The sequence below is a fragment of the Bacillus sp. RAR_M1_44 genome (assembly GCF_020165935.1).
GTDB lineage: Bacteria > Bacillota > Bacilli > Bacillales > Bacillaceae > Bacillus > Bacillus altitudinis.
In genome coordinates this window covers 73008-84663 of the sequence record NZ_JAIUKX010000002.1, presented here as the reverse complement: position 1 = coordinate 84663, position 11656 = coordinate 73008, and the positions used below count along the sequence as shown (strand labels likewise).

Genomic DNA, 11656 nt, shown 5'->3' with positions numbered 1-11656 from the left:
ACTTTTTGGCTGTATGGAAATTCTTCTTCTTATCTTCCAAGCAGTTGCTTGCTGGATTTAGCACCTTGGTCATAGAAAATAGATTTCTACTACACCGGTTGCTGAGGCTTCACAGGGCCAGTCCCTCTGCCTCTCTTGATAAGAAAGCGATATGAACATGTCAATGAATTGAACTTCCATCAACTGTATCGAAAAAATCGGAAATAATCAATGGAAAATTTGAAATTTATCGAAAATTTATAAATTGGACGTCAATCGGTAAATCTGCCTTGCGCATGAGCGCCATCACTTCTTGTAAATCATCTTTATTTTTTCCCGTCACACGCACTTGGTCATCTTGAAATTGCGACTTTACTTTTATACCAGATTGTTTGATCAAGGCATTGATCTTTTTGGCATTGTCCTTATCAATCCCGCTAATCAGCTTTGCACGCTGGCGAACGGTTCCACCTAGGGCATGTTCTGTTTTTCCGTAGTCAATGTTTTTAGTCGGTACGTTTCGTTTAATCAGTTTTGTCACAAGGACATCCTTTAGCTGCTCCAGCTTGAAGTCATCATCAGAAATGAGAACGAGTTCTTCTTTTTCTAGTGAAATATCACTTTTACTTCCTTTAAAATCATAACGGTTTTTAATTTCTTTCAGTGCTGCTTGAATGGCGTTTTGCACCTCTGGCAGCTCCACCTTCGATACAATATCAAATGAACTTTCTTTTGCCATCACATATGACCTCCAACTATAGATATTGCGTCTATTTTATCATGCCCATAGGGGAAGAAGAAACTTTATCGAAGAGAGTTCAGATGTATGCGGTATAATTCAAGTACAGTTTGTCCACTTTAGCTAACAGAACTAGAGATGTTCATGATGACAGAAGTATAGTAGAATAAAGTGAATCAAAAGATGAACGAACGCTCTTTTAAGGGCAGATAGGAAGGAAGAGAACATGAGACCAGGTGAGCAACTGACCTTGCAAATAGATAACGAGATGGAATACGGCTACTTTTTAACAGATGGCGAAGATTCTGTTCTCCTACATCGCAGTGAGATGACAGAGGATATTGGAGATCGTGATGAAGTAGAGGTCTACTTATATGTAGATCATGAAGAAAGACTGGCAGCGACGATGAAAATTCCTAAAATCAATGCACATACATACGACTGGGTAGAAGTTGTAGACGTTGTAGAAGATATGGGTGCTTTTGTCGATATAGGTTTGTCAAAGGATGCACTTGTTGCAACTGAACACCTCCCGCCTTTTGAGGAAGCGTGGCCGAAAAAAGGCGACAAACTATACTGTATGCTCAAAGTGACAAGTTACGGGAGAATGTTCGCAAAACCAGCCACTGAAGATGTGATCAGTGAATTGTTTACTGAGGCGCCAGAAACGTTAATGAACAAAGAAATCACGGGGACAATTTATCGCTTAATTGCGACAGGTTCCTTTATGCTGACTGATACAGGGATTAGAGGATTTATCCATCGTACTGAGCGGAAAGAAGAACCAAGACTCGGATCGACCGTGACTGGACGCGTGATTGCAGTGAAAGAGGATGGAACTGTCAATGTGTCACTGCTTCCGAGAAAGCAGGATGCGTTATCAGTCGATGCAGAAGAAATCTTAACTTATATGAGAACGAGAAACGGTGCAATGCCTTACGGGGATAAAAGTGATCCAGAAGATATCCGGGAAAGATTTCAAATGAGCAAAGCAGCCTTCAAACGAGCACTAGGTCATCTGATGAAAAATGATCTTGTTTACCAAAAAGAAGGATGGACATACGAGAAAAAGTGAGCATTTGCTCACTTTTTTTATTTTTGTCATAAATAATGGTTTTTTTCAGTGAAAAAAGTCATGAAAAAAGCTGAAAATCCTTCACTTTATCATTGAAACAATGACTCTCAAATCCGATAAATAAGGGGTAAGGATGATAAAAGGAGTGTGTTTTTGGATGAAAGTGAAGATTTCATTACTTCTGATGGCAGCTATGATCATGGTGCTCGCCTCATGCAGCAATCAGCAGGGAGGACCACCGATATCAAATGCGAAGCATATTGGTGTCATGCTGACGGATGATGGTCTTGGTGATCAATCATTTAACGATTCATCATTTAAAGGATTAGAAAAAGCACGTGATGAGCTTGGCATTGAATTCGATTATAGAGAAATTGCAGAAACCGATACATATGAAAAAGGGCTGACCGAGCTTGTGAAAGATGGAAATGACCTGATCATCGGTGTAGGTTTCAGTATGCAAGAAGACTTAGAAAAGGTAGCGAAAAAATATCCGAAAAAGCAATTTTTACTCATTGATGCTGTGTCTGAACTGAAAAATGTCACATCAGTGACTTTTAAAGAAGAGCAGGGCAGCTATTTAGCGGGAGCACTTGCTGCCATGACAACAAAAAGTGATGTCATTGGTTTTGTTGGCGGAGTCGATGCAGAGGTGATCCACCGATTTGAACAAGGCTATCAAAAAGGTGCAAAATCAGTGAATCCGAACATCAAGATTGTATCCACGTATGCTGGCACATTTAGTGATGCAGGCAAAGGCAGTAAAATAGCGAAAGACATGATCAAAAAGAAAGCAGATGTTTTATATGCCGCAGCCGGTTATACGGGTGTTGGTGTATTAAAAGAAGCGCAAACGCAAGGCAAATATGCAATCGGTGTGGACAGTGATCAGTATTATACAGCTGAAAAAGCCGTTATTTCGTCTATGGTCAAAAAAGTCGATGAAGTCGTCTATCAATTCAGCGAACAGCTCGTCAAAAGCAGCAAAATCAAAAGCGGGCATATCGTTTATGACTTAAGTAATGACGGAATCGATATGGCAAGAATCCGGGTGCTCAAAGATGCTGAGAAATTAACCAAAAAATTAAATGGACTGAAGCAGACACTTCTGAAAGAAGAGGGGGCAGCATCATGAGCTTACGCATCAAAATTTTGCTCAACTCACTCATTTCACTTCTTTTAGCGGTTGGCGTAATTGCCTTTATTATTGTGAGCATGACAAAGATTCAGTCATCAAGCGAAACAGAAGTTCAAACCTTACTGAACGTACAAAAAACGAAGGCAAGCTTTGAAAGTGTCGAACAAGCCATGACCAATTATTCCATGACCCTTTCAGATGAACAGCTAGAGGTCGTTCAAAACGATATATCGACAGCGAAAAAACAGCTGCAAACGTTAAACAAAAACGCAGGAAATATGAACAAAGAAGCCCTAACACGGTTAAATTCAAAGTTTGACACATGGACGCAAGAAGCAAACAATGCCATTGGTGAAAAAAATGCCTCTGATGCCAGACGAGTGGCTGCCAGAATTGACGGTGTTTTAAACGACGTGCATACGATGAATAAAAGAGCACAAGAAGCGTATGAATACCATTTAGAGGAGGCGGCAGACAATGTGCAAAGGATCATTACAAGCGCATCTGTCGCAGCCCTCACGCTGATTGTCATCGCCGTCTTTTTAAATATTGGTTTAACGAGATCCATTGTGACACCAATCAAATCCCTTTCTTACCGGGCAAAACAGATTGCCGAAGGAAACCTCGCTGTAGAGCGGATGAACATCAAGCGTAAAGATGAAATCGGCGGATTAAATGAGTCGTTCAATCAAATGACGGATCAGCTGATTAGCTTGATTCAAGAAATCAGCCATGTCTCAAGCCAAGTAGAATCATTCTCGATTCAGCTAGATGATGAAAACAAAAAGCTTATGGAATCGGCCAATCAAGTGTCTGTATCGACAGACGAAATGGCAAATGGTTCACAAGCGATTTCAGAAGACCTTCAGCATGGCGTTAGTTTGATTGAGAAAATGGATTCACATGGCCGTAAGAATTCCGAAAGATCACATACAGTCATTCGTAGTACAGAGGATGCCATTGAAGCGGTAGAAAGCGGAAAGCACACGTTAACAGAAACAAAAGCAGCCATTGAAAAAAATACACGTGCGACGAGACAAATTGAAGAGTCTGCAGGAGAATTCACTCAGTACGCAAGTGGAATCTCCGCAATGGCCAAAACGGTTTCTGACATTGCGGACCAGACAAACCTCCTCTCACTCAATGCGGCGATTGAAGCGGCAAGAGCAGGAGAAGCAGGCAAAGGGTTTGCCGTCGTAGCGGACGAAATTCGTAAGCTGGCAGATGAATCGTCTCGTGCAACAAGACAAATTTTTGACATGGTGAGTCATATTGAAAAAGGCATTCAATCCATTAGCCAAACTGTACAAGAAGGGGTCAAGCTATCACTTCAGCAGCAAGATGCAATGGACAAAACCTCACACTCCTTTGAAGATATAGAAACAAAAGCACAACATATTAAGCAAGAAATGGCGGTCTTAAATGACCAAATTATTCAATCAACAGAGCTTGGCGGACAAGTGCTGCACTCGATTGAAAATATTAGTGCCGTTGTAGAAGAAACGGCAGCGGGCAGCGAAGAAATTTCTGCCTCGGCAAACGAACAACTGCAATCTTTCCATCAAATGAACAAACAAGTAGAAGAACTGATGAGTATGACGGCAAGGTTAAACGAAACCGTTCACCGATTTAAGCTATCATAAGAAAAGCACCCTTCCCGTGATGATTCAGGGAAGGGTGCTTTTTATGATGGGCTGCCTGTAAAGAAGATGGCAAGTGTGCTAGGGCCTGAGTGGGACCCGACAGCCGCGCCGATGACCTGGATGTCGATTTCTTTTGGATGAAATTCGGCTTCGATTAATTGTCTCATTTCTTCTGCAAGTGCAGGGTCATCTCCATGACTAATGCCAACAGTTTGGCTGGACCAGTCAGATCCGCGTTCTTTCATTAGCTCGATAATGCGTTTTAACAATTTTTTACGGCCACGAATTTTTTCAAGGGGTATCAGTTTTCCATCCTCAACGTGTAAAATGGGTTTAATACTTAACAATCCGCCAACAAATGCGGACGCTTTACTGATTCTTCCGCCTCTTGCTAAATACGATAAATCGTCTACAGTAAAAATATGTTGTAAAGATTCACAAAAATGCTTTACAGACGTTTCAATTTCTTGTATTGTATTTCCGTCAATGGCAAGTGATTGAGCGTGTTTGACAGCTAGTCCATAACCAAGTGAAGCACATTTAGAATCAATGATCCGCAAATCGAAATCAGGGTATTCTTCCTTCACTTCGTTTGCCATCATCACAGCGGTTTGGTATGTACCTGAAAGCTCTGATGAAAAGGCAACATAAATAGCCGATGTATGGGTTTGTGCTGCAGAAACAAAGGCTTCCTTTATCCGGTTCGGTGAAGCTTGTGATGTTTTTGGACTTGCACCTTGTCTCATCGCATCAAATACTTGTTTTGGTTCAATGGTAATCAAATCCTCAAATTCCTGCTCGCCGAGTAACACACGCAGCGGAATGAGTGTCATGTTTTGTTCATCATAATAAGAAAGAGGCAGATCAGCAGCACTGTCTGCTATGATATGAACGGTCATCAAAATCCCTTCTTTCTAAAAAAATCAACCATATTTTACATCTTTTTAGCCTAACTATATCATAGAAAATCATCTTTTCGTGTTCAAATTCTAAATTTTAGGGAAAACCATAGAGAGAATGGTAAGTGGAGGAATGACAACATGTTCATTGGAGAAGCAAAAAAACTCATCGTCGTCGTCATTGGTGCCTTACTCAATGCGATTGGGCTGAATTTATTTTTAATCCCTGCTGACGTATATGCAAGTGGTTTTACGGGGGTAGCCCAGCTGTTATCCAGTTTAATCGATCAATATGCACCGTTTTATTTATCAACAGGGATCCTGTTATTTATTTTAAACATTCCGGTCGGCATTTTAGGCTGGATGAAGGTTGGTCGTTCCTTTACTTTGTATAGCATTATTAGTGTGGTACTGACAACGATTTTCCTCGGCATTTTACCAGAGACAAGTGTTTCTGAAGATATTTTATTAAATGCTGTATTTGGCGGAGTCATTTCTGCACTTGGCATTGGGATTACACTGAAATATGGGGCATCTACAGGCGGCCTTGACATTATTGCGATGATTTTAGCGAAATGGAAAGACAAACCAGTCGGCACGTATTTCTTCATTTTAAACGGAATTATCATTTTTACAGCAGGATTGTTACAAGGTTGGGAGAAAGCTTTATATACCCTTGTCACATTATATGTGACGACTAGGGTAATTGATGCCATCCATACGAGACATGAAAAGCTGACCGCCATGATTGTGACAAAGAAAGCAGATGAAATCAAAGAAGCCATTTATGGAAAAATGGTCAGAGGTATTACGACTGTTCCGGCCAAAGGGGCATTTACCAATGAACAAAAAGAAATGATGGTCATTGTCATTACAAGGTATGAGCTGTATGAACTTGAACAAATTATAAAGGAAGTCGATCCAAAAGCCTTTACAAATATTGTTCAAACAACCAATATTCTTGGATTTTTCAGACGAGATTAAAAGGTGGGTAGAAGATGAAAAAAGGGTTAGTGCTTTTTCTCGTTCTATTGGTTTTAACAGCTTGTGGGCAACAAAAAAAGGATGAACCAGACAAGGAGGTATCCGGTCAAATGGGAGAAAAAACCGTTGTACTCACAGTAGACCCCGTCCAAAAAGGTTCTTCGGTTCAATTTAATATGTCACTAAAAAATGAATCGGATCGAGATATTGAATTCACGTTTAACACAAGCCAAAAATTCGAATTGAGTGTGTACGATGAAGATGGAAATGAAAAATACCGTTACTCGAAAGACCGTATGTTTACACAAGCGATCCAATCCTTTGTGCTGAAAGCAGATGAAACATATGACTTCCAAGATACGTGGTCAAACGGTGTGGAGCCGGGGACGTATGAAGCGGTCGTCACATTTAAAGGAAAAGCAGAAGGGCTAAAGCAAATCACTGAGAAGAAAACGTTCCAAGTGAAATAAGAGAATAAGAAAAGCTGTCCAGAAAATGGACAGCTTTTTTACCGTTAAAGATCATCAAGCAGGTCTTGGAACGTATGCAGCTGGTTTCTTTCTGCATCTGTCGAATTAGCAAATGCAGATGATACGGCGTTTTTCGCTCGCTGAACTGCTTGTTGACGCTCTAAACCAGATGGAAATGAAGAAGTAAGGGCTTCTTCAGTAAATGATTTGGCTTGATCAAAAAGTTCGTTTCTCACAATGAACCTCCAGAAGCATCAGTCTTCATATTTCCCCTGTCCTCCGCAGCTTCTTCAAGTGTGGAACGATACGGAAAACGTGCGTCATGCAGACTGACTGAATCTTTACCTTGTTGTATAAAGCGTTTCGATTTGCTTCTTTTACCCATTCGGAATCCGCCCCTTTACACAAGCTGACAGGACAACCTGTCTAACGGTAGTATGCCCGCTTCGACCTGCTATGTATGAATGGAAAAATTAAAGCGAGAAGTAATTCGTTAGGAATTTTGCAATCCCATCTTGTTCATTCGTATCTGTCACTTCATTAGAGACACGTTTCACTGCATCAATCCCGTTGCCCATTGCAACCCCGCATCCAGCAAATTCAAGCATCTCTAAATCATTGTCTTCATCTCCGAATGCCACAATCCGCTCCTGAGGCACACCGTAATAATCACTGATCTTTTGCAGTCCAACGGCTTTGTTCATGCCTGTTTTAATGATTTCAATGACGTGCCACGGAGCAGCCCAGCGTCTGTGGTCAATCACTTCTGCATGAACATCTGTCAAATAGCTCCGGATCGCTCCGACGTCTTCTTCTTTTGCGTGAATTAAGACGCTTGTGACATTCTCTCCAAGATTGTTCCGAAGGTCTCCAACGGTCACTTTGTTTGCATTCATATTAAATATATCAATGAGCTTTTCATCATGATAATGGAAATACAAATCGTCTAGCACTTCAGCTAACACATTGTGTACTTTATATTCCTCACTAATATCCACAAGCTGTTTCACGACTTGAAGATCAAGTGATGTGTGAAATCTGCCCCATTTTTCATCAAGAGGATGATGGACAAACGCTCCATTAAAGTTCACAATCGGTGAATCGAGCTGCAATTGCTGATAATAAGGAGAGCTGGAACGAAATGGCCGGCCAGTTGAAATACAGACATGATGCCCGCTGTCTTTCACTTTTTGAATGACATCAAGTGTGCGTGCTGAAATCGTTTTATCGTCTTTTAATAACGTGCCATCCAGGTCAAGTGCGATTAGATAAGGTTTAGTCTCCATAAAATCTCCTTTGATCTGTAAGTAATAGGAGGCAGCTGGTGCGGGTGCCTCCACCTATAGTGTATCTTTATCACATCTTCGTTGTCTACATGTTAAAATAAACAAAGACGGGAATGATAAAGGAGGATTCATAGGCTGTGATCACCATTGATGAGCAAATGACGCACGATATTCCATTTTTACATATCGTAAAAGCTGAAAATAAAGATAAACCACTGCCACTTGTATTTTTTATACATGGATTTACAAGTGCACGCGAGCACAACTTACACTTCGCCTTTCATTTGGCGGAAAAAGGCATGAGAGTCATTTTGCCTGACTGTGCTTATCATGGTGTAAGATCAGAAAACCTCAGCTTAGAGGAACTGGCATCAAAGTTTTGGGAAATCGTCCTGAACGAAATCCGTGAAATCGATATACTTAAGACACATTTTCAAGAAAAACAATTGATTGAAGCCGATCTAATAGGTGTTGCGGGTACATCTATGGGAGGAATCACGACCTTTGGTGCACTCGCAAAACATGATTGGATTAAAGCGGCAGTCAGCTTGATGGGCAGTCCGAAATATACGACATTCCTACAAGCACAAATTATGGACATGCGGCACAAAGGGTTGATGAAAGAGATTACAGATGAAGAGGTTCATCAGCAATTAGACGCGCTGCGTCCTTATGATTTAACGCTGCAAACAGATCGACTAAACAAAAGACCGCTGTTATTCTGGCATGCAGAAAACGATCCGGTTGTCCCTTACAGACATGCAAAAGCTCTTTATGACGAGTTAGCAGAAACCCAATATAAAGAAGATCCGCACCTGATTCGTTTTATTACAGATGGACAGGCTGGCCATAAGGTCTCAAGACAAGCGATGTTTGAAACCATTGACTGGTTTGTGACACACCTGAAAAGCACAAACGTTTAGCCAAAAGGAAAAGTACGTTATACTAGTTGAAAAAGGAGTGGATATCATGGATGAAGCATTGAAAGAAAATATTTTAGGCGCCCTAGAACAGGTGATTGATCCTGAGTTAAACGTAGACATCGTCAACCTTGGACTTGTCTATGATGTCGATCTTGATGAGAATGGAAAAGCGGATATCACAATGACTTTAACATCAATGGGGTGTCCCCTTGCACCAGTTATCGTGGATGAAGTGAAAAAAGCATTAAGTGACTTGCCTGAAGTGAAAGAAACAGAAGTTCACATCGTCTGGAATCCACCTTGGACACGTGACAAAATGTCAAGATACGCAAAAATTGCGCTTGGTATTCAATAAGTAAATACGACCTGGTATGAGTTGAACTCATGCCAGGTTTTTTTATGAAAAATTAAGGTAGAGGAGGAGTATGGCTTGATATAATGGATGTAATTTTATAGAACGGAGTACCTATAATGAAACGAAAGTGGATATGGATCGTTCTTTTGATGGGATATGGCGCTGCCTTTTTTGCATCAGTCTCTATACGTGAAGGTCAAGCACACAAAAGACAAGGACTTGAGGCGTTTACAGATGTGAGTCACCTCATGCCGGTCAAAATAAAAAAAGTCGTGCAAGGAAAAGAAATAGAATCTTTAAAAGAAGTATTAGAAGAAGCAAAAGAGAAAAATCTGCCCATTTCAATCGCCGGAAAGCAGCATAGTATGGGCGGCCACACGTATTATGAAAATGGCATTGTACTAGACATGACGAAATTTCGTCGAATCGTATCATTTAATGAAAAAAAGAAGACCATTCGGGTCCAAAGCGGCGCCACATGGGATGATATTCAAAAATATGTGAACCCATATGGTCTTGCAGTAAAGGTGATGCAATCTCAAAACATCTTTACGATTGGTGGCTCGTTAAGTGCAAATGCACATGGACGTGACATTCGCTACGGCTCACTCATTGACACTGTGCGCTCTTTCACACTGTTAAAAGCAGATGGAGAGATCATCACAGTAAAGCCTAGCGATGATTTATTTACTGCCGTGATTGGAGGATACGGCTTATTCGGTGTCATTTTAGATGTTGAGCTTTCCTTAACAAAGGATGAATTATATAAAATGGAGACAACCTCTCTACACTACGATGAATACACTGATTATTTTCAAAAGCATGTAAAGAACAATAAAGAAGTGCGCATGCATCTCGCAAGAATCTCTACAGCGAAAACAAATTTTTTGAAAGAGATGTATGTGACGAATTATTCGCTTACTTCTGATCAACAGATCGATCCATACCGCGAGCTCAAAGAAGATCAGCTCGTCATCCCTTTAAAATTTATGCTCGGTCTTTCGAGAAGATTTGATATGGGAAAAGATTTGCTATGGAACTTGCAAAAGAAGTATTTTCAAAGTCAAAATGACCAGCTGATCACAAGAAATAACGTGATGCGGTCTGATTCTGCTTTTTTAGAATATGAAAATGAGTCAGATACCGATGTGCTTCAAGAATACTTTGTTCCAGTTGATCGTTTTCGTGCGTATATCGATGACATGAGAAGCTTTTTACAACAGGAAGAATTGAATTTAATGAACATCACGATCCGTTACGTACAAAAAAATGAAAAAGCGGATCTCTCATATGCGAAAGAAGATATGTTTGCACTTGTTTTGTTAGTGAATTATGGTTTTGAGAAAGAAGAGAAGGCAGAAGCAGAGCGGGTCATCCGGCAAATGACAGATATCACCTTGCGGCACCATGGAAGCTATTACTTACCATACATGCCTTATCAAACGAAAGCACAAATGAAACAAGCGTATCCAAAAACCGATCTATTCTTTCAAAAGAAAAAGCAAGCAGATCCAGATGGCAGATTTATCAACTACTTTTATGAAAGGTACAATACACAATGAATGCTAAAGCAATGAAATGGTTCGTCTATTCACAAAGTCTACTGTTTTTCGCCAGTAGTCTCATTTTCCCTTTTTATATTCTTTTTATTAAAAATGTTGGGTCGAGCTATTCTCAATTTGGTCTTGCTTATGGTCTGTTTGGTTTGAGCGGTGCGTTCATTCATTTATTATTAGGAAAACTTCCTGAAACGACCGACAGGCGTCTCTTTTTAATCATTCATTCGTTTGGTATGGCGTTTCTTCTTCTCCTTTTTCCACATATCACAGAAGTAGAGCAAGTTTATATGATTCAGCTTGCGCTTGGTGCGCTTGGGGGTGTTCAGAAACACGGAGAGAAACTACTCGTCACCGAACTCACAAATGAGAAAAAGCGAATGAAAGAAGTTGGGCACTATCATTTTTGGACAGCGCTTTTTTCATCCATCGCCATTATGCTTGGCGGCCTGTTTGCTGATTTCTTCACCATTCATTTGATTTTTTATGCAAGTTCCCTATTATATTTATGCAGTGCGCTTCTGGTCCTCAATATGAAGAACAATAGATAAAATCCGCATGTCTCACGAAGATATGTGGATTTTTTTATGAAAAAAAATGAAAACAAAT

Annotated in this window: 14 protein-coding genes and 1 riboswitch; of the genes, 9 read left to right on the top strand and 5 right to left on the bottom strand. The window is 40.4% G+C overall.

The genetic code is table 11. The annotated features are described in order from the left end of the window. Positions 1-26: 26 nt before the first annotated feature. Positions 27-145: riboswitch (SAM riboswitch) on the bottom strand. A gap of 81 nt (positions 146-226) precedes the next feature. Continuing rightward, positions 227-718 (bottom strand): YajQ family cyclic di-GMP-binding protein, encoded by a 492-nt coding sequence (locus LCD34_RS13975; RefSeq protein ID WP_076821901.1) that lies wholly within the window; start codon positions 716-718, stop codon positions 227-229. Between the two features lie 226 nt (positions 719-944). Between LCD34_RS13975 and LCD34_RS13970 the strand changes: the two genes are divergently transcribed. From LCD34_RS13970 to LCD34_RS13960, 3 genes are all read left to right on the top strand, one after another. Next, on the top strand, positions 945-1793 hold the full coding sequence (locus LCD34_RS13970) for a S1 RNA-binding domain-containing protein (protein ID WP_017366998.1): 849 nt from the start codon (positions 945-947) through the stop codon (positions 1791-1793). A 157-nt stretch (positions 1794-1950) separates the two neighbouring features. After that, positions 1951-2928, top strand: coding sequence for a BMP family protein (locus LCD34_RS13965; protein ID WP_144740717.1), 978 nt, complete (start codon positions 1951-1953; stop codon positions 2926-2928). Further along, positions 2925-4574, top strand: a complete 1650-nt coding sequence (locus tag LCD34_RS13960; protein WP_116306700.1) for a methyl-accepting chemotaxis protein — start codon at positions 2925-2927, stop codon at positions 4572-4574. The genes LCD34_RS13965 and LCD34_RS13960 overlap by 4 nt, the downstream gene beginning before the upstream one ends. A gap of 41 nt (positions 4575-4615) precedes the next feature. Here LCD34_RS13960 and LCD34_RS13955 read toward each other — a convergent pair whose 3' ends face one another. Next, positions 4616-5473 carry a DegV family protein gene (locus LCD34_RS13955; protein WP_008348544.1) on the bottom strand — a complete coding sequence of 286 codons (858 nt, stop codon included), beginning with the start codon at positions 5471-5473 and terminating at the stop codon, positions 4616-4618. A gap of 141 nt (positions 5474-5614) precedes the next feature. Here LCD34_RS13955 and LCD34_RS13950 point away from each other — a divergent pair, with 141 nt between their 5' ends. Both LCD34_RS13950 and LCD34_RS13945 read left to right on the top strand, forming a co-directional pair. Next, positions 5615-6457: a YitT family protein gene (locus LCD34_RS13950; RefSeq protein WP_113747603.1), complete on the top strand. Its 843-nt coding sequence runs from the start codon at positions 5615-5617 to the stop codon at positions 6455-6457. 14 nt (positions 6458-6471) lie between these two features. Next, positions 6472-6927: a BsuPI-related putative proteinase inhibitor gene (locus tag LCD34_RS13945; RefSeq protein ID WP_076821895.1), complete on the top strand. Its 456-nt coding sequence runs from the start codon at positions 6472-6474 to the stop codon at positions 6925-6927. Between the two features lie 44 nt (positions 6928-6971). Here LCD34_RS13945 and LCD34_RS13940 read toward each other — a convergent pair whose 3' ends face one another. The 3 genes from LCD34_RS13940 to LCD34_RS13930 all read right to left on the bottom strand — a co-directional run bounded on the left by LCD34_RS13940 (position 6972) and on the right by LCD34_RS13930 (position 8213). Beyond that, positions 6972-7163 carry a DUF3813 domain-containing protein gene (locus tag LCD34_RS13940; protein WP_008348541.1) on the bottom strand — a complete coding sequence of 64 codons (192 nt, stop codon included), beginning with the start codon at positions 7161-7163 and terminating at the stop codon, positions 6972-6974. Continuing rightward, on the bottom strand, positions 7160-7312 hold the full coding sequence (locus LCD34_RS13935) for a hypothetical protein (RefSeq protein ID WP_008348539.1): 153 nt from the start codon (positions 7310-7312) through the stop codon (positions 7160-7162). The genes LCD34_RS13940 and LCD34_RS13935 overlap by 4 nt, the downstream gene beginning before the upstream one ends. Before the next feature lie 88 nt (positions 7313-7400). Beyond that, positions 7401-8213 (bottom strand): Cof-type HAD-IIB family hydrolase, encoded by an 813-nt coding sequence (locus tag LCD34_RS13930; protein ID WP_007499065.1) that lies wholly within the window; start codon positions 8211-8213, stop codon positions 7401-7403. A gap of 137 nt (positions 8214-8350) precedes the next feature. On the opposite strand from LCD34_RS13930, the gene LCD34_RS13925 reads away from it, so the two are divergent. The 4 genes from LCD34_RS13925 to LCD34_RS13910 all read left to right on the top strand — a co-directional run bounded on the left by LCD34_RS13925 (position 8351) and on the right by LCD34_RS13910 (position 11598). Next, positions 8351-9136 carry an alpha/beta fold hydrolase gene (locus LCD34_RS13925; protein WP_008348536.1) on the top strand — a complete coding sequence of 262 codons (786 nt, stop codon included), beginning with the start codon at positions 8351-8353 and terminating at the stop codon, positions 9134-9136. Between the two features lie 46 nt (positions 9137-9182). Further along, positions 9183-9491, top strand: coding sequence for a metal-sulfur cluster assembly factor (locus tag LCD34_RS13920; protein WP_003211530.1), 309 nt, complete (start codon positions 9183-9185; stop codon positions 9489-9491). A 116-nt stretch (positions 9492-9607) separates the two neighbouring features. Further along, the gene (locus LCD34_RS13915) at positions 9608-11053 is read left to right on the top strand and encodes an FAD-binding oxidoreductase (protein WP_035700263.1); all 1446 of its coding nucleotides are present in this window, start codon (positions 9608-9610) and stop codon (positions 11051-11053) included. Next, positions 11050-11598, top strand: a complete 549-nt coding sequence (locus LCD34_RS13910; protein WP_224559532.1) for an MFS transporter — start codon at positions 11050-11052, stop codon at positions 11596-11598. The genes LCD34_RS13915 and LCD34_RS13910 overlap by 4 nt, the downstream gene beginning before the upstream one ends. The last annotated feature ends 58 nt before the right edge of the window (positions 11599-11656 follow it).